This window comes from Aureimonas sp. AU12, assembly GCF_001463705.1.
In the GTDB taxonomy this organism is placed as follows: Bacteria; Pseudomonadota; Alphaproteobacteria; order Rhizobiales; family Rhizobiaceae; genus Aureimonas.
The window spans coordinates 1-16104 of sequence record NZ_BBWH01000009.1 but is presented as its reverse complement, the minus strand read 5'-3'; the positions used below and the strand labels follow the sequence as shown (position 1 = coordinate 16104).

Annotated in this window: 19 protein-coding genes; 10 read left to right on the top strand and 9 right to left on the bottom strand. The window is 64.8% G+C overall.

What is annotated here, in order from left to right; genetic code table 11:
- Nucleotides 1-114 precede the first annotated feature (114 nt).
- Nucleotides 115-1542 (bottom strand): PRC-barrel domain-containing protein, encoded by a 1428-nt coding sequence (locus tag AUL33_RS03835; protein ID WP_062203927.1) that lies wholly within the window; start codon nucleotides 1540-1542, stop codon nucleotides 115-117.
- Nucleotides 1543-1689: 147 nt separating this feature from the next.
- Nucleotides 1690-1854 carry a DUF1328 domain-containing protein gene (locus AUL33_RS21490; protein ID WP_082652292.1) on the bottom strand — a complete coding sequence of 55 codons (165 nt, stop codon included), beginning with the start codon at nucleotides 1852-1854 and terminating at the stop codon, nucleotides 1690-1692.
- A 53-nt stretch (nucleotides 1855-1907) separates the two neighbouring features.
- On the opposite strand from AUL33_RS21490, the gene AUL33_RS03830 reads away from it, so the two are divergent.
- Nucleotides 1908-2939, top strand: a complete 1032-nt coding sequence (locus tag AUL33_RS03830; RefSeq protein ID WP_244491949.1) for a diacylglycerol kinase family protein — start codon at nucleotides 1908-1910, stop codon at nucleotides 2937-2939.
- A gap of 76 nt (nucleotides 2940-3015) precedes the next feature.
- On the opposite strand, the gene AUL33_RS03825 is transcribed toward AUL33_RS03830, so the two are convergent.
- From AUL33_RS03825 to AUL33_RS03800, 6 genes are all read right to left on the bottom strand, one after another.
- Nucleotides 3016-3387: a hypothetical protein gene (locus tag AUL33_RS03825; protein WP_062203920.1), complete on the bottom strand. Its 372-nt coding sequence runs from the start codon at nucleotides 3385-3387 to the stop codon at nucleotides 3016-3018.
- 111 nt (nucleotides 3388-3498) lie between these two features.
- On the bottom strand, nucleotides 3499-3771 hold the full coding sequence (locus AUL33_RS03820) for a hypothetical protein (RefSeq protein WP_062203916.1): 273 nt from the start codon (nucleotides 3769-3771) through the stop codon (nucleotides 3499-3501).
- Nucleotides 3772-3889: 118 nt separating this feature from the next.
- Nucleotides 3890-4339, bottom strand: coding sequence for a hypothetical protein (locus AUL33_RS03815; protein WP_062203913.1), 450 nt, complete (start codon nucleotides 4337-4339; stop codon nucleotides 3890-3892).
- 3 nt (nucleotides 4340-4342) lie between these two features.
- Nucleotides 4343-4690, bottom strand: coding sequence for a YqjD family protein (locus tag AUL33_RS03810; RefSeq protein WP_082652291.1), 348 nt, complete (start codon nucleotides 4688-4690; stop codon nucleotides 4343-4345).
- A 161-nt stretch (nucleotides 4691-4851) separates the two neighbouring features.
- Complete coding sequence (locus AUL33_RS03805; RefSeq protein ID WP_062203911.1) at nucleotides 4852-5403, bottom strand: sigma-70 family RNA polymerase sigma factor; 552 nt, start codon at nucleotides 5401-5403, stop codon at nucleotides 4852-4854.
- Nucleotides 5404-5406: 3 nt separating this feature from the next.
- Entirely contained in the window at nucleotides 5407-5625 is a 219-nt protein-coding gene (locus tag AUL33_RS03800; protein ID WP_062203907.1) for a NepR family anti-sigma factor, read from the bottom strand.
- A gap of 280 nt (nucleotides 5626-5905) precedes the next feature.
- On the opposite strand from AUL33_RS03800, the gene AUL33_RS03795 reads away from it, so the two are divergent.
- The 4 genes from AUL33_RS03795 to AUL33_RS03780 all read left to right on the top strand — a co-directional run bounded on the left by AUL33_RS03795 (nucleotide 5906) and on the right by AUL33_RS03780 (nucleotide 8728).
- A complete protein-coding gene (locus AUL33_RS03795; RefSeq protein ID WP_062203905.1) occupies nucleotides 5906-6697 on the top strand; it encodes a response regulator in 792 nt (263 codons plus the stop codon).
- 282 nt (nucleotides 6698-6979) lie between these two features.
- Nucleotides 6980-7945, top strand: a complete 966-nt coding sequence (locus AUL33_RS03790; RefSeq protein WP_062203902.1) for a PAS domain-containing sensor histidine kinase — start codon at nucleotides 6980-6982, stop codon at nucleotides 7943-7945.
- A gap of 115 nt (nucleotides 7946-8060) precedes the next feature.
- Complete coding sequence (locus AUL33_RS03785) at nucleotides 8061-8351, top strand: hypothetical protein (protein ID WP_062203899.1); 291 nt, start codon at nucleotides 8061-8063, stop codon at nucleotides 8349-8351.
- 104 nt (nucleotides 8352-8455) lie between these two features.
- A complete protein-coding gene (locus AUL33_RS03780; RefSeq protein ID WP_306302788.1) occupies nucleotides 8456-8728 on the top strand; it encodes a YMGG-like glycine zipper-containing protein in 273 nt (90 codons plus the stop codon).
- Nucleotides 8729-9139: 411 nt separating this feature from the next.
- Here the strand turns inward: AUL33_RS03780 and AUL33_RS03770 are convergent, their stop codons facing one another.
- Nucleotides 9140-9898, bottom strand: coding sequence for a HugZ family protein (locus AUL33_RS03770; protein WP_062203889.1), 759 nt, complete (start codon nucleotides 9896-9898; stop codon nucleotides 9140-9142).
- Between the two features lie 138 nt (nucleotides 9899-10036).
- On the opposite strand from AUL33_RS03770, the gene AUL33_RS03765 reads away from it, so the two are divergent.
- The 5 genes from AUL33_RS03765 to AUL33_RS03745 form a co-directional block, all read left to right on the top strand.
- Nucleotides 10037-11236 (top strand): Mrp/NBP35 family ATP-binding protein, encoded by a 1200-nt coding sequence (locus AUL33_RS03765; protein ID WP_062203888.1) that lies wholly within the window; start codon nucleotides 10037-10039, stop codon nucleotides 11234-11236.
- A 101-nt stretch (nucleotides 11237-11337) separates the two neighbouring features.
- Nucleotides 11338-12933 (top strand): ABC transporter substrate-binding protein, encoded by a 1596-nt coding sequence (locus AUL33_RS03760; RefSeq protein ID WP_062203885.1) that lies wholly within the window; start codon nucleotides 11338-11340, stop codon nucleotides 12931-12933.
- Between the two features lie 138 nt (nucleotides 12934-13071).
- Nucleotides 13072-14079, top strand: coding sequence for an ABC transporter permease subunit (locus tag AUL33_RS03755; protein ID WP_062203882.1), 1008 nt, complete (start codon nucleotides 13072-13074; stop codon nucleotides 14077-14079).
- Between the two features lie 99 nt (nucleotides 14080-14178).
- Nucleotides 14179-15033 carry an ABC transporter permease subunit gene (locus tag AUL33_RS03750; RefSeq protein WP_244491968.1) on the top strand — a complete coding sequence of 285 codons (855 nt, stop codon included), beginning with the start codon at nucleotides 14179-14181 and terminating at the stop codon, nucleotides 15031-15033.
- Nucleotides 15034-15352: 319 nt separating this feature from the next.
- Nucleotides 15353-16104: ABC transporter ATP-binding protein (locus AUL33_RS03745; RefSeq protein ID WP_062203876.1), on the top strand; the 752-nt coding region annotated here is incomplete at its 3' end.

The following is a 16104-nucleotide window of genomic DNA, read 5'->3' as shown; positions in this document are numbered from 1 at the left end:
GGTAACGCGGCTCCGAGACCAAATGGCGGCACCGGCCGTGGAATATGAAAAGCCCGCATGATGCGGGCTTTCCAAATCGACTTTGGCAATGCTTCCGGCGAGATCGCATTTTCGTTACTGGGCGGTCCCTGCCGCCGGCGCCGTCTGGAGATCGCCGGGATTGGCGATACGCATGCCGTCGCGGTTCTGCGCATAAGTGTCTTTGTTGTACTCGGGTGCGCCCCGCAGTTGGTCCTGCGTGAACTGCGTCGTCAGCGTTGCCTTGCCGGCGGAGTCACGCATGAACTGAAGGTTGTCCATCGCCACAGCGACCGGCTTGGCGCCGATGCCGAGGAAGCCGCCGACATCGACGATGACGGCATCGACTTGGCCCTGAGGCGCCAGGGCGAGATCGCCGATGGAGCCGATCGTCGTGTTGTCGGGCCCATAGACCGAGGCGCCGATCAGATTGTCCGCAGACAGGTCGCCGCCGGTCATCGCGGTCAACTGGTCGGACGGCTGAGCATTGGCGGTGGACGATGTGGCGACGCCATCGGTCTTGTCGGTCGCCAGACCCGTGGGTGCCGTCCCCGAGGCCGCGATGCCGGCAGCAGTACTCGCTGCAACGCCGGTCGCCGCTGCGCCGGTCGCGTTGCTGCCCGCGGTCACCGCACCTGTCGTGTTGGCGGCGATCATGTCGGTCGCCAAGCCGCGGTCAAACGTCGGGGCGCCGCGCAACTGCTCCTTGTTCGCGGCCAGTGCCGCGTGTGCGTCGCCGTTTTCGTCGCGCGTCATCGCGATAGTATCGAACGGCACGCCCACGTCCTTTTCGCCAAGGCCGAGGAAACCGCCGACACCGACGACGAATCCGTCGACCCTGCCATCCGCCGACAGGATGAGGTCGTTGATATTGCCGATCTTGTCCGAGTCGGACGAGACGCCGGCATTCACCTCGTCGCCGATCAGGGTCTGGCTGAGATACTGTTCGGGACCGAGCGTGGCGATATAATCGCCGATCCCCGCGGTGGGCGCCGCCGCCACCCCCGTACCGGGTGCTGTGGTGCTCGCCGCCATGTCGGTTGCGGGAGCAGGCGAGGCTGCGGTGGGTGGGTTTTCGTCTGCGACGACGAAGGCGGGTGCCGCGACCAGATCCTCTCGTGTCGCCGTCAGCACGGGGCGCAGCGACGCATCAGCTCCCGCAACCCACTGAATGCGGCCGAAGGGCACCGCGACGGTCTTCGATTGGTCGCCAAGAAACGAACCGGTATCGACTATCGCCGCAACGATGGTCCCGTCGGCGCCGATGACGAAATTCTGGATCTCGCCGGCCTCGATCGCGTCAACATTCGCCGATGCGTAGAGATCGACGTCCTGCAGCCGGGTGGCGAGATACTGATCCGCGCCGAGCGACTGGATATAAGCGATATCGGTTGCGGGAGCGATGGCCTCGACCGCACTCGTCGCTGTTGCCGGTTCTGCCGGCTGACCACCGGTCGTCTGTGCTGCGGCGCTCGATGCCAGCACGCCGGCCAATGCGGTTGTGGCAAGCCAAATGCGGACCATCACGGGTCTCCTCTCCAACATCACGTCAACGCGGCTTCAACTCGAACCAAGCCGCGAGCTTCGAGGCAAAAACCGGACAGACGGGCGTCCGGTTCCCTGAGACGTCGCCGACATCCGACTGCCCGCGCCTCATCTTGCCGTGCCGTTTCAGGCGAAGACGATCACACCGAAGAAGAGCAGGAGCAGGATGCCGATCAGGACGATGAAGATGAGGATCTTCGCAATGCTCGCCGACGCGCCAGCGACGCCCCGAAAGCCCAGCAGGCTCGCGATCGCGGCGACGATGAGGAGGATGACGATCCATTCGATCATGGGATGGTCTTTCGCGGCAGGAGGTCCAACACGGGATTCGCGCACCCTGAACGGTGTTGCCGGGCGTGTGTTCCCCTCACTTGATACCGCGAGTTTGCAACGGACCCTCGCAGGGCAGAGGTCGGACACCATATCGTGACGAAACGATCAACCGACCGGGGTATGCCACTGCAATGAAAGTTCACGCCATTCTCAACCGCGAAGGCGGAACGCTCAGAACCACAGACCTCGATCTCCTGACATCCGTCATCTGCGACGAGTTTCGCCTGCATGGGCACGAGATCGAAGTCGTCGTCCTCGGAAGCGCCGAAATCGGCGAGGAAATCCGAAAGCAGTCCCTGCGCGGCGATCTCGATGTGCTGATGGTCGGGGGAGGGGACGGGACGGTCGCCTCCGCGGCCGGAGCCGTTGCTGGAACGTCGATCGCTCTGGGCCTGCTGCCGGCCGGCACGATGAACCTGTTCGCCCGCAGCCTGCAGATACCGCTGGTGCTGGATCAGGCGGTTAAGGCCTTGGCGACCGGTCGCGTCGCGGAAGTCGACATCGCCAGCGTCAACGGCGACTATTTCGTCCACCAGTTCGCCGTCGGCTTGCATGCGCGCATGGTGCGCACCCGCGAGAAGCTCGACTACGCCTCGCGCTTCGGAAAGATGTGGGCGAGCGTGCGTGCCGTGGGATCGGCCATCCAGAGCCGCCCGTCCGTCGAACTGAAGCTGACCGTCGACGGGAAGCTGGAGACGATCCGCACACCGGCGGTGGCCATCAGCAACAATGTCTATGGAGACGGGCACGTGCCCTTCGCCGACGATCCGCAAGGCGGAAAGCTCGGCATCTACCTGATGCGCTCCAGCGATCGTGGTGCCGTCCTGAAGTTGACGGTCGACATGATGCGGGGCGCCTGGAAGGCCAACGAGAATCTGACGGTTGCAGCTGCGGACGATATTCGCATCGAGTATCGCGGGGCCAAGACCAAGGACCGGGCAGTCATGGATGGCGAACTCAAGGATCTCGCCCGCGTGTCGAACGTGAAGATCCATCGGCGCGGACTGAAGGTCCTCGTGCCCGAAGAGGCCACTTTCGCCTAAGCCTCTCCAACCTTCCAACGATGAAGGCCGCCACCCTGTCCCGGGCGGCAGCCTTGCGCTTGGTTTGGTCAGGCGATCACCGCAGTTCGGGGTCGTCGAGATCATCCGGCGCCCGTGCGTCGCTGCGGTAATCCGGGTCCATCCCGACCGACTCGGCCGTCCCGTAGTCATGTCCGCCATCGGCAAGCATCGACAGGGCATCGCGGATCTGGAGTTCGAGCGGTTCGAATTCGCTGCCGCGGTCGATCGCCTCGCGATCACCCATCTGGCCGGCGAAATGCTCAAGCCGCGCCCGCTTCTCCTCGATCGTCATGGCCGTATTGGACAGGACGTCGTCGATTTCCGCCTGGGTCAACGTCTGCGAGATCCCCGGGGTGTCGCCGTCCCCACCGACATCGGCATCGAGGGCTAGAACGGTGCGGTCGTTGGTGATGTTCGTTTCGCTCATGGCTGCTCTCCTGTTCCTGACAAACGCCGGGTGATCGGACAGGTTGCTCTGGCAACGAAAAACGGGCCCGCGAGGGCCCGTCATTTCGATTGTCAGGTGTCAGCGACCGGCTTAATTGGCGGGCACCGTCGTCGTCGCCGACCCGCTAGAACCCGGCGCACTTGCTGCTTCGCCCGGCGTCACGGTTGTGGAGGTGGATCCGGTGGACGTTGCCGGTGCCGTGCTCACGCCGGAATTCGCCGCGCCGCCGATATTCTGATCGGGAAGGGCCCGGCCGTAGAAGCCGAGCCCGATGAAGACGATGACGCAGAGCACGAGGCCGCCGATCAGAACGTAGAGGACCGGTCGTCCGCTGCGTCCCTGACGCACCTTGTCGGTCTTCATGTCAGCCATTTCGTCTCTCCATCGTCATCTTGGCGCCGCCAGATGGCGGGCCGTTCGTTCGTTCAATACGCGACCGGTCGAAAGGATCCGACGACGCCGACGAGGATCCAGGCCTGCGTCAATCACGCAGGCCACGATCGCGAAAGCCACGAAGGCCTTTGAAGAGACCCCAGACGGCCAATCCGGCCACCGGCAGCATCATCAGCGACTTGCGACGACGAACGCTGGCGAAGATCAGCGGCAGGTTCGATACCGCGGCGATGCTGGCAATCGACGCGACGTCGCGCTGCATGCGGTCCGCTGCGCGCTGGCGGGGCGGGCGACGCGCCACGAGAAGCAGCGCGTACATCACGAGGATGGCGACGAGACATGCAACCGCGAAGCCGATGGATGTCTGCACCGTGCCGAAGCGATGAGCCAGCCAGACGAACAATGCGCCGATCAGGAACCCGATCATCGCCACAGCGAGGATGGCCATCGCCGCGTAAATCGCGAAGGCGGTCCGCAACCGGGCGATGTAGATCGAGATCTCGCCCGTGAAGAGCTTGGTGATGAGCTGGCCGATCATCTGTTACCGGAACAGGCGAGCGTAGACATAACCAACGGCGGCGGCGATCAGCACCGCCTTGATGGGCTCGGCGCGCACACGCTCGCTGACCTGCTCTTCGAACTCGCTGGCCGTCTCCTGCGCCTGACGCACATAACGCTCGCCGCGGTCGCGCACGTCGTCACGCAGCGCATAGGCCTGCGACTTGGCGTTGTCGGCACGTCCACCTGCGATGGACTTCAGCGATTCCACGACGCCGGCCACGTCCTCGCGCAGCTTCGAGACCTGCGCCTGCAGGTCCTGCTCGGCGTTGCGGACGTTCTCGTCCGACGTGGAGGTGAAATCGTCGGAGTTCGAATGGGTGGACGACATGGATCGTTCCTTTCAACCAGTTTACGCGGCCGGGGCTCGCGGGGGAAGTTGGCGGCACCGAGCGCCTCGATAATGGCTGGGCTCGGACGTGGTTCCGCCACGGGATGCTTTTCTCGGTGCCTCGCCGATCCTGCTTCGGACCGACGTGGCAACCCGATGCGTCAGGCTGCCGGCGCCACGCCGATGATCTGGGACGAAATCGAGTCGGGGCCGAACTCGCCGTCGCCCTCGATGCCAAGGAGATCGGCCATGCGGGTCCGGGCACGCGACACACGGCTCTTGATCGTGCCGACGGCGCATTTGCAGATCTCGGCGGCTTCCTCATAGGAGAACCCGGAGGCGCCGATCAGGATCAGCGCTTCACGCTGGTCGTCCGGCAGCTGCTCGAGCGCCTTGCGGAAGTCCTGGAGATCGAGATGCCCCTGTTGCTCGGGATGACCCGCCAGCTGCATCGCATGAATGCCGTCGACGTCCTGCACCTCGCGGCCCTTCTTGCGCATCTGCGTGTAGAACTCGTTGCGCAGGATCGTGAAGAGCCATGCCTTCAGGTTCGTTCCAGGCTGGAACGTGTGCTGTTTATCCCAAGCCTTGACGAGGGTTTCCTGCACAAGGTCATCGGCGCGATCGAAAGATCCTGCGAGTGAGGCGGCGAAGGCGCGCAAATTGGGAATGATGGAAATCAGCTCGCGACGGAAATCGGGTTCCTGGCCCATGGCTCAATCCCGCTTCGTTGTCTTCGAATGGGATTCGGCCGCATCCAGCGCATCGAGAAGCGACAGGAAGCGGTCCGGCACCGGCTCTCCCGCAACGTCGTCATAATAGGCTTTCAGGCGTTTCCCGATGGCGGAGCTGGGTCCCAGCTCCAACGCCGAGCCGGCCATGTCGGCCGGTTGCGGTTCGGGCATGCTGGTCCCCTTGTTCTTGTGGTCTTCCATTCAGCCTCTCACCAGTTGCCCCATCCGTGCCGCACTGTCCCACCGGCGCATGGCAGGGATACATGTGGGAGTGACCGCGTTTCGCAAGGTTTGATCGACCGTGATCGGAAACTTGTGGAGGGAGGCTAGCGTTTCCACGCGTTCGCATTACGTAGAACCACACTCGCCAATTCTATCGGGACCGGCGAGTGATGGGTTCGTCGGCTGATCTTCGGTCCGGCGATGGACCGCCGGGCCGGGATGTGTCCCCGCCAACTACGAAGGTACGAGGGGAGTATTCATGTCGATGTCCTCGCGCATAGCGCCGCACATTCCATATCTGCGCCGTTATGCTCGCGCGCTCAGCGGGTCTCAGGCATCGGGCGACGCCTATGTCGCGGCGGTGCTCGAAGCCTTGATCGCAGAGCCCAGCCTGTTCGATCAGCAGGAAAGCCCGCGCATTTCGCTCTACAAGCTGTTCTCGTCGCTGTGGCAGTCCGTCGAGGTGAACATCCGCGAGGATACGCCGGTCTCCGCGTGGGAAGAGAAGGCCTCGCGTAATCTGCGCGGGATCTCGCCGCTGCCGCGCCAGGCCTTCCTTCTGGTCGCCGTCGAAGGCTTCACGACGGAAGAGGCCGCGACGATCCTCGGCGTCGGCGATGCCGATTTCTCCGAGCTGATCGATCAGGCCAGCTCCGACATCGGGCGTCAGGTCTCGACGAATATCATGATCATCGAGGATGAGCCTCTGATCGCTATGGACATCGAGCAGATGGTCGAGAGCCTCGGCCACGGCGTCACGGGCATCGCTCGCACCCACAAGGAAGCGATCGCGCTGTTCGAGCAGCAGAAGCCGGGCATGGTGCTGGCCGACATCCAGCTGGCGGACGGCTCGTCCGGCATCGATGCGGTGAACGACATCCTGTCGAAGGTGTCGGTGCCGGTGATCTTCATCACGGCCTTCCCCGAGCGGCTGCTGACCGGCGAGCGTCCGGAGCCGACCTTCCTCGTCACCAAGCCCTTCAATCCGGACATGGTGAAGGCCCTTATCAGTCAGGCGCTGTTCTTCGAGAAAGAGCGCGAAGCGGCCTGACAAGCGGACGGTCGCGGCGAGTCGGGAAGGAGCGGGCGCTGTGCGATCCGCTTCTCCCGCGGACGGGAACCGATGGCCCGCGCGAACGGTTGATGGCCATGATCGGCATGACGGTGTTGAAGATCGACGCTCAACATCGAAGAAAGGTTTGCGGCGTATGGTTGAGGGATTATGCGGTTTCGTCCCGTTCTCTCGACCGCGCCTGATGCGAGCCGGCGGACAGGTTGAACTGCTGCCAATCGCGCGAGGTGGCTTGCGGACCGCCGGAGAGAGCACTGCACAATGGTAGCCTACAAGGCTCTCAAGGCTCTGGCGAACACGGAAATGACCCTGTTCGCGCAGGATCTTGAGCTTCGCTATCTCTGGCTTTTCAATGCGGAGAATTCGTGGCTGTCGTCCGCCCGGAACGGCGATATCGACCACGACTTTCTGTCCGGGCCGGCCGCGGAAAAGTCGAACGCCATCAAGTCGGAAATCCTGCGCACGCATAAGCCCGCTCGGTTCGAACTGCCTTTCCTCGCCTCAGACTCGATGCGTTGGTTCGATATCCGCATCGACGTCGATCGCGACGAGAGCGGCACCGTGATCGGGATCATCGGCACTTCGCTGGAGATCACCGAGCAGAAGCGGCGTGAAGAGACGCTGAAGACCCTGCTGCGCGAGGTCTCGCACCGCTCCAAGAACCTCCTCGCGATCATTCAAAGCCTGGCGAGCCAGACGGCTCGCCACTCGCTGACCGTGCCGGAGTTCCTCGTGCGCTTCCGCGGACGGATCCAGTCGCTGGCCTCCTCGCAGGATATCGTGACCGACACAGACTGGCGCGGCGCCGATCTCTTCGGCCTCGTGACGATGCAGGTCGAGCGATACGCCCCCGATGGCATGGCGCAGATCCAGTTCGAAGGGGTCGACGTCTACCTATCGCCGACCGCGGCGCTGCATGTCGGGCTCGCCTTCCACGAACTCGCCGTGAATGCGGCATCCTACGGCTCGCTATCGATCCCGGGTGGGCGAGTGTCGATCCGTTCGACGATCGAGACACGGGATGGGCAGAGCCTTCTCCTGATCCAGTGGCTGGAATCGCGTGGACCCCGCGTTCGCCTCGATCACGATCCGCGTTTCGGTACCTCGACTCTCGAGCGGATCGTTCCGAACTCGGTCGGCGGCGAGGCCGAACTCGATTACCGCCCCGAGGGCTTGCAGTATCGGCTCCGGGTGCCGCGCAGTCAGTTCGAGGTGATCGAGGCCTGATGGGGCGGTTGGCTCAGGGGTGAATACCTGCATCGACTTCAAGTCGCTTCAATCTTGAGGCGATCGGGAACCGCTTGGCGTCATCGACGGTTGATCGGTCGAAGGGGTCGCAACAATGGACCAGATCGTCGCTCTTATGATGCTCGTCGGATGTACGTCCGGCCAGGCCGCCTGTACCGAGATCCCGGTTCCGACGCCGGTCTACCAGAGCATCGAAGCCTGCCGCTCGGCTCTGCCGCTTCAGATGCGGCTATCCAGCACTTTCGATCGCCGTGTCGTCGGCGAGTGCCAGCCGATCGCCCAGGCCGATCTCGATCGGCCGATGTCGATCGAGTGGGCGGTCAGCCGCTCGGGTGAACTCCGCATTGCCATCGAACCTGACTCCAGCCTGGTGGCCGGTCGCTGAGAATTCCCATGGCGAAGAGCAGGCGGCATGTCTGGACCGCGTGGACCTTCGCGCTATTCTCTGGCGTCGGGACATATCCTGCTGGAGAATTTGAAATGAGATCGATGATCATGGCCGCAGTCGCGGCGAGCACCTTGGCATTGAGCGGGTGCCAGTCGGTCGACCGCAACGTCGCGATTCCCGCCGGCATCGGCGCTCTGGGTGGCGCGGCGATCGGTGCGGGCATCAGCGGGAACGCACGTGGCGCCTTGATCGGTGCGGCCGTCGGTGGCGCAGGTGGCGCGCTTCTCGGTGCGGCGACCAACCGCCCCGGCCAGTGCGTCTATCGCGACGGTCGCGGCCAGCGCTACACGGCAGAGTGCCCCGCGGGCTACTGATCTATAGATCTCTGATCGGTTGGATGGACCGCCTTCGTACGAGGGCGGTCCATCCGGTATTTTGCGGGCCGGATGGTCCGAGACCCCGATCCCTGGACTGCGAGGTTGAAGCGTTGACGGAGACTCGATTGCACAGGTCGAAAGCGAAGCGCTTCCTGCGGACCGTCGCGGCCGTTGCGCTGATCATCCCCGTTCTGTCCGCCTGCCGGTCCGACGTCCTTCCGGCCGTCTTCGGGCTGGGCTCCGGCGGCATCGCCGCTTACGCGCCGGGCCAGTTGCCGGTCGTGGTCGCCCACGATGGAGATCGGCTGATCGGCCAATCGGGAACGCAGACCGGACGCTGCATTTATGAGAACGACGCAGGACGCCGGTTCCGGGCTGACTGCCCACCAGGCTACAAGCCCTGATGGGCTAAGCAGGCGCAGCAAGCGCCGACATCGCCGGAAGAATGTCCGACGCCCGGTCGATCACGCGATCGAACTCCAGTCGTCTTATCTCGACACAACCATCGCCCAAGACGGCGACCATCTCGAAGCCGCGCGGGTCCAGCGTGACAACACGCCAGCCCGAGGATGCCGACCTCCCATCTCGGGTCGCGATCGTCTGAAGCAGCGCGCCGTGGCCGCGGTTGATGCGATCGACGAGATCCGCCTCGCCGGCGGCCAGATCCGCGGGCACATCGACGCAGAGATCGCTTCGGTCGAGATCGTAGGCTCGTGCGAAACCGCCGTTCAGCGACGCACGTGTCAGAACGATGCGGACGAAAGCGAAATCCGCGAAATCCACATAGACCTCCGACTCCGGCCTTCGCGCGAGAAAGCGACGTCGAATGCGGACATGCTCAGCCGTACCTTGCGTTACCGGGACGGCCGTTCCCTCCAGGGACAGCCGGGCATGGGCGAGCGCATCACCCGCGCCGGCCTCGCCGATCAGGAGCGCCACGCGCGGATCGGCGGCCATTGCGCCCGTGTGCCGGGACAGGGTGGAGACCAGGATGGTCGGGTCGCCGCTGCCGTCGGTCGATAGGGCCGCGCGACTGACGAGCGGTCCGCCCGTTTGCGGCGACAGGTAGGCGAGGGTTCCGTGCGAGGCTTCCGCCACCAGACGCCGCGCGGCGCGCCGGACGGGGTCAGTCACGTCGCGGAGGGTGGACGCGCGGTCCTTGTTCATGATGCTGCCTCGTCCTGATGGAACCCCGATCGCCGGCCGGGCGTCTCCCTTTTTCGACCGAAATGGCCTATCCCGGTGTGAAGCGGGCCGGAAGCGTCCTGTCGGGCATGCCGCGTGATGAAGATCGATGGAAGAGCTATGACCCAGGATCAGAAGGACCGCATCCTCGCCGTTCTCCGTGCCATTCCCATGCCGGACGGTGGCGCGGACGCGGTGTCGCGCGGCATGGTGTCGGAGATCTTCGTCGCCAGCGGCAAGGCGTTCTTCTCGCTGAGCGTCCCCGCCAGCGACGCCGAGCGCTTCGAGGGTTTTCGGCGCGAGGCGGAGCGCCGTGTCGGTGAACTCGACGGCATCGAGGCCGCGATGGTGGCGCTGACCGCCGAGCGTAAGGGTGGCGGGATGGCCGCGCGCCCGCCGGCGGCTCCGAGGGCCGCGCCTGCCGCGCCCCATCCCCACCACCATCCGCGGCCCCGCCCGGGAACGCCCCCGGCCGCTTCGGGCCCTGGGCCGGTGGTGCCCCGTGCCGCCAAGCCCGGCATTCCCGGCATCGCGCGGATCGTCGCGGTGGCGAGCGGCAAGGGCGGCGTCGGCAAGTCCACCACCGCGGTCAACCTGGCGCTGGGCCTCCAGTCGCTGGGCCTCAAGATCGGGCTTCTCGACGCCGACATCTACGGCCCCTCGGTGCCGCGTCTTCTCAATTTGAAGGGGCGGCCCGAGACGGTCGGGGGACGCACCATGGTGCCGCTGCAGGCCTACGGGCTGAAGGCCATGTCGATGGGCTTCCTCGTGGAGGAGGAGACCCCGATGATCTGGCGCGGGCCGATGGTGATGTCGGCGCTGACGCAGATGCTGCGCGAGGTCGAATGGGGCGAGCTCGACATTCTCGTGGTCGACATGCCGCCGGGCACCGGCGACGCGCAGCTGACGATGGCGCAGCAGGTGCCGCTGGCGGGCGCCGTCATCGTCTCGACACCGCAGGATCTGGCGCTGATCGACGCGCGCAAGGGCCTCGCCATGTTCCGCAAGGTCGAGGTGCCCGTCCTCGGCATCGTCGAGAACATGAGCTATTTTCTCGCGCCCGACACCGGCAAGCGCTACGACATCTTCGGTCATGGCGGCGCGCGGGCGGAGGCCGAACGCCTCGGCGTGCCGTTCCTCGGCGAAGTGCCGATCGAGATGGCGATTCGCGAGAGCTCGGACAGCGGCCATCCGGTGATGGCTTCCGATCCGGACGGCCCGCACGCCGCCGTCTATCGCGAGATCGCCAGACGCACGCTCGCCTCGATCGAGGGCGTCGCCGCCGCCGCTCCGCAGGCGCCGACGATCGTTTTTGAGTGAATGATCAAAAAACGAGCTTGCACACTTATCGGTTTCACGGCTGGATGCGCGCACTCGGCGGCAATGATGCTGCCTTTCGACGTTCATGGGAGAACGCATTCATGCGTCTGACGAAGCAGCTCCTCGCCGCGACGGCCATCGTCCTGGCCCTCGGTTCGGCGGCCTCCGCCAAGACCTTCGTCTACTGCTCGGAAGGCTCGCCCGAGGGCTTCGATCCCGGTCTCTACACCGCCGGCACCACCTTCGACGCCTCGGCGCACCCGATCTACAACCGTCTCGCCGAGTTCAAGAAGGGCACGACGGAGACCGAGCCGGGTCTGGCGACCAGCTGGGAGATATCGCCGGACGGTCTGCAGTACACGTTCAAGCTTCGTCCGGGCGTGAAGTTTCACTCGAACGCGGACTTCACTCCGACCCGCGACATGAACGCCGACGACGTGGTGTTCTCCTTCGACCGGCAGGGCAACAAGGCTAACTCGTACAACCAGTACGTCTCCGGCGCGTCGTGGGAATACTACGCCTCGATGTCGATGAACGAGATCGTCAAGTCGGTCGAGAAGGTCGACGACATGACGGTCCGCTTCAACCTGACCTCTGCCTACGCGCCGTTCATCGCCAACGTGGCGATGCCCTTCGCCTCGATCGTCTCGAAGGAATATGCCGACAAGCTGGCGGAAGCCGGCAACCAGGCGCAGCTGAACCAGGCGCCGATCGGCACCGGTCCGTTCCAGTTCGTCGCCTACCAGCCGGATGCCGTTATCCGTTATCAGGCCTTCGCCGACTATTGGGGCGGCAAGCAGCCGATCGACGATCTCGTCTTCGCGATCACGAAGGAAGCCTCCGTTCGCCAGCAGCGCCTGCTCGCCAACGAATGCCAGCTGATGGCCTTCCCGAACCCGGCCGACGTGCCCAGCCTGCAGCAGAATGCCGACCTCAAGGTCGACGAGCAGGAAGGCCTCAACATCGGCTTCCTCGCCTACAACACGCAGCAGGCGCCGTTCGACAAGCCCGAGGTCCGCAGGGCCCTGAACATGGCGATCGACAAGGACGCGATCATCGCGGCCGTTTATCAGGGCGCCGGGCAGAAGGCGAAGGCGCCGATCCCGCCGACCATGTGGTCCTATAACGACGCGCTGAAGGACGACGCCTACGATCCGGAAGCGGCGAAGAAGGCCCTCGAGGCCGCCGGCGTCACCGACCTGTCGATGAAGATCTGGGCGATGCCGGTGTCGCGTCCCTACAATCCCAACGCGGCGCGCATGGCGGAGCTGATCCAGGCCGACTTCGCCAAGGTCGGCGTCAAGGCCGAGATCGTGTCCTACGAGTGGGGCGAGTATCTCGAGCGCTCGAAGGACGTGAAGCGCGACGGCGCGGTGCTCCTCGGCTGGACCGGCGACAACGGCGATCCAGACAACTTCCTGGCCGTTCTCCTGGGCTGCGACGGCGTCGGCGGCGCGAACCGGGCGCAGTGGTGCAACCAGGAATTCAACAAGCTGATCCAGGAAGCCAAGACCAAGCCGACGCAGGCCGAGCGCGCCAAGCTCTATGAAGAGGCGCAGGTCATCTTCAAGGAGCAGGCGCCGTGGGCGACGATCGCCCATTCGGTGGTCTATGTGCCGATGCGCAAGAACGTCACGGGCTTCGTCCAGAGCCCGCTCGGCGACTACACGTTCGACGGCGTCGACATCACCGAATAACCCGGTCCTTTCCGGGCGATCATCGAAGGGCGGCAGCGATGCCGCCCTTTTCCATTTGGTCAAAAACTTTGTGTTTTGCCCGACTTTTCAAACCGATGCGGGATGACGCCGCATGGGAAAGCCTTGTAGAACGGTTCCATGTTGCGCTTTCTCTTCGGCCGTATCGGCGTGCTCCTGCCGACTTTCGTCGGCGTTGCCGTCGTCGCCTTCTCCTTCATCCGCCTGCTGCCGGGCGACCCCGTGACGCTGATGGCGGGCGAGCGCGGCATCACGCCCGAACGCCACGCGCAGCTGACGGCGCTGCTCGGCTACGACCAGCCGCTGCCCGTCCAGTTCTGGTACTACCTGACGAACCTCTTCCAGGGCGACTTCGGAACATCGATCGTCACCCGGCGTCCGGTGCTGACCGAGTTCCTGACGCTGTTTCCGGCGACGGTCGAGCTGTCCCTCGTGGCGATCCTGCTTGCCGTCCTTATCGGCGTTCCCGCCGGCGTCGTGGCGGCGGTGAAGCGCGGATCCTGGCTCGATCAGTCGATCATGGGCACGGCGCTCGTCGGCTATTCGATGCCGATCTTCTGGTGGGGCCTGCTTCTCATCATCTTCTTCTCGGGCACGCTCGGCTGGACCCCGGTCTCGGGCCGCATCTCGCTCATGTACTTCTTTCCGCCCGTCACCGGCTTCATGCTGATCGACAGCCTGATCTCGGGGCAGAAGGGCGCGTTCTCCTCGGCCGTCAGCCATCTGATCCTGCCCGGCATCGTCCTCGCGACGATCCCGCTCGCGGTGATCGCGCGCCAGACGCGCTCGGCGATGCTGGAGGTCCTCGGCGAGGATTACGTGCGCACGGCGCGCGCCAAGGGCCTCGGGCGCGGGCGCATCATCGGCATCCACGCGCTGCGCAACGCATTGATCCCGGTGGTGACGACGATCGGCCTGCAGATCGGCGTCATGCTGGCTGGCGCGATCCTGACGGAGACGATCTTCTCCTGGCCGGGCATTGGCAAGTGGATGGTCGATTCCGTGTTCCGACGCGACTACCCGGTGGTGCAGGGCGGTCTGCTGCTGATCGCGCTCGTCGTCATGTTCGTCAATCTCGTGGTCGACCTACTCTACGGCCTCATCAATCCGCGCGTTCGCGCCCGATAGGAGCCGGGAACCATGTCTCATATCGAAGCGCAGGAAGCCGCCGAGGGCGTCGGTTCGCTCGTGACCCAAAGGGTGCCGACGCCGAGCGGACGCCGCCAGATGCTGCGCGAGTTCTGGTACTACTTCTCGGTCAATCGCGGTGCCGTCGCCGGGCTCGTCGTGTTCGCGATCGTCGTCTTCGTCGCGGCTTTTGCGACGATCATCGCGCCGCACGATCCCATCCTGCAAAACCGCGACGCACTGCTCATTCCGCCGTTCTGGATGGAGGGCGGGCGCCTGTCCTACGTCCTCGGAACGGATGCGGTCGGCCGCGACATCCTCTCGCGCCTGATCTACGGAGCGCAGTACTCGCTGTTCATCGGCACGTTCGTGGTGGTGCTGGCGGTTTCGACCGGCATCGTCATCGGCCTCGTCGCCGGTTATTTCCGTGGCTGGGTCGACACCGTCATCATGCGCGTGATGGACGTCATCCTCGCGTTTCCGTCGCTGCTGCTGGCCCTCGTCCTCGTGGCGATCCTCGGCCCCGGCCTCGTCAACGCGATGATCGCCATCGCGATCGTGCTGCAGCCACACTTCGTGCGACTGACGCGCGCGTCGGTGATGGCTGAGAAGGAGCGCGAATATGTCACGGCGGCGCGGGTCGTCGGCGCCGGTCCGATGCGCCTGATGTTCGTGACGATCCTGCCGAATTGCCTGGGACCGCTCATCGTTCAGGCCACGCTGTCGTTTTCGAACGCGATTCTCGATGCGGCCGCGCTCGGCTTCCTCGGTCTCGGCGCGCAGCCGCCGACGCCGGAATGGGGCACGATGCTGGCCGAGGCACGCGAGTTCGTGCTGCGGGCCTGGTGGGTCGTCACCTTCCCGGGTCTGGCGATCCTCGTGACCGTGCTGGCGATCAACCTCGTCGGCGATGGCCTGCGCGATGCGCTGGATCCGAAGCTGAAGAAGAGCTGAGGCGTGGCGTTCATGCCCGGGCCGGCAAGCGTGGCCATTGCGGATGTCACCCATCGGCCGGCCGTGGGGTCTGCAGCCGATGGACCCGGCAGATACGAAAAGACGCCGTTTCCGGGGAAACGACGTCGATCGCGTCAGGTCGATTTCAGTAGTTGGCGCGGCGACCCGTGGGTCTCCTGATCGGCACCATCACCGGCAGCGGCTTCAGCTGCGGCCTGGGGGCGATCCAGTCGAGCACTTGGTTCCAGAACGACATCGTGTCCGTCTCCATTCATTCTCGAAGAATGTAAGTCTCAAAGCCGGAAAGTTCAAACAGGCCATGCCTCTTCTTTCTCTGCGCAACCTCTCCGTCACTTTCGAGACCGCGTCCGGCCCGTTCCGCGCGGTGGACGGGGTCGACGTCACGGTGGAGCCGGGCGAAGTGCTCGGCATCGTCGGCGAATCGGGATCGGGCAAGTCCGTCGCCATGCTTGGCCTGATGGGCCTCCTGCCGGCCAGCGCCACCGTCACCGCCGACGAGATCAAGTTCGAGGGCCGCGACATGCAGGCGATGAGCCCGCGCGAGCGGCGCTCGATCATCGGCCGCGACATCGCGATGATCTTCCAGGAGCCGATCGCCAGCCTCAACCCGTGCTTCACCGTCGGCTATCAGATCAAGGAAGCGCTGAAGGCGCACACCGATCTCGATCGTAGGGGACGCCATGCGCGGGCCGTCGAGCTTCTCGACGCCGTTGGGATCTCCGAGCCGGAGCGGCGACTTCGTGTATTTCCGCATCAGCTCTCGGGCGGCATGAGCCAGCGCGTGATGATCGCCATGTCCACGGCCTGCCGGCCGAAGCTCCTCATCGCCGACGAGCCGACCACGGCCCTCGACGTGACCATTCAGGCGCAGATCCTCGATCTCCTCGTGGATCTACGCGAGCGCTACGGCATGGCGATGATCCTCATCACCCACGACATGGGTGTGATCGCGGAGGCGGCGAACCGCGTGGTGGTGCAATATGCGGGACAGCAGGTCGAGCGCCAGCCGGTGAAGACGCTGTTCGATGCCCCGCATCACCCCTATACCGC

Excerpts from the sequence above, each read along its gene's own strand:
- AUL33_RS03835 (WP_062203927.1), bottom strand. The coding sequence starts at position 1,542 with ATGGTCCGCATTTGGCTTGCCACAACCGCATTGGCCGGCGTGCTGGCA.
- AUL33_RS21490 (WP_082652292.1), bottom strand. The coding sequence starts at position 1,854 with ATGATCGAATGGATCGTCATCCTCCTCATCGTCGCCGCGATCGCGAGC.
- AUL33_RS03825 (WP_062203920.1), bottom strand. The coding sequence starts at position 3,387 with ATGAGCGAAACGAACATCACCAACGACCGCACCGTTCTAGCCCTCGAT.
- AUL33_RS03820 (WP_062203916.1), bottom strand. The coding sequence starts at position 3,771 with ATGAAGACCGACAAGGTGCGTCAGGGACGCAGCGGACGACCGGTCCTC.
- AUL33_RS03815 (WP_062203913.1), bottom strand. The coding sequence starts at position 4,339 with ATGATCGGCCAGCTCATCACCAAGCTCTTCACGGGCGAGATCTCGATC.
- AUL33_RS03810 (WP_082652291.1), bottom strand. The coding sequence starts at position 4,690 with ATGTCGTCCACCCATTCGAACTCCGACGATTTCACCTCCACGTCGGAC.
- AUL33_RS03805 (WP_062203911.1), bottom strand. The coding sequence starts at position 5,403 with ATGGGCCAGGAACCCGATTTCCGTCGCGAGCTGATTTCCATCATTCCC.
- AUL33_RS03800 (WP_062203907.1), bottom strand. The coding sequence starts at position 5,625 with ATGGAAGACCACAAGAACAAGGGGACCAGCATGCCCGAACCGCAACCG.
- AUL33_RS03795 (WP_062203905.1), top strand. The coding sequence starts at position 5,906 with ATGTCGATGTCCTCGCGCATAGCGCCGCACATTCCATATCTGCGCCGT.
- AUL33_RS03790 (WP_062203902.1), top strand. The coding sequence starts at position 6,980 with ATGGTAGCCTACAAGGCTCTCAAGGCTCTGGCGAACACGGAAATGACC.
- AUL33_RS03785 (WP_062203899.1), top strand. The coding sequence starts at position 8,061 with ATGGACCAGATCGTCGCTCTTATGATGCTCGTCGGATGTACGTCCGGC.
- AUL33_RS03780 (WP_306302788.1), top strand. The coding sequence starts at position 8,456 with ATGATCATGGCCGCAGTCGCGGCGAGCACCTTGGCATTGAGCGGGTGC.
- AUL33_RS03770 (WP_062203889.1), bottom strand. The coding sequence starts at position 9,898 with ATGAACAAGGACCGCGCGTCCACCCTCCGCGACGTGACTGACCCCGTC.
- AUL33_RS03765 (WP_062203888.1), top strand. The coding sequence starts at position 10,037 with ATGACCCAGGATCAGAAGGACCGCATCCTCGCCGTTCTCCGTGCCATT.
- AUL33_RS03760 (WP_062203885.1), top strand. The coding sequence starts at position 11,338 with ATGCGTCTGACGAAGCAGCTCCTCGCCGCGACGGCCATCGTCCTGGCC.
- AUL33_RS03755 (WP_062203882.1), top strand. The coding sequence starts at position 13,072 with ATGTTGCGCTTTCTCTTCGGCCGTATCGGCGTGCTCCTGCCGACTTTC.
- AUL33_RS03750 (WP_244491968.1), top strand. The coding sequence starts at position 14,179 with ATGCTGCGCGAGTTCTGGTACTACTTCTCGGTCAATCGCGGTGCCGTC.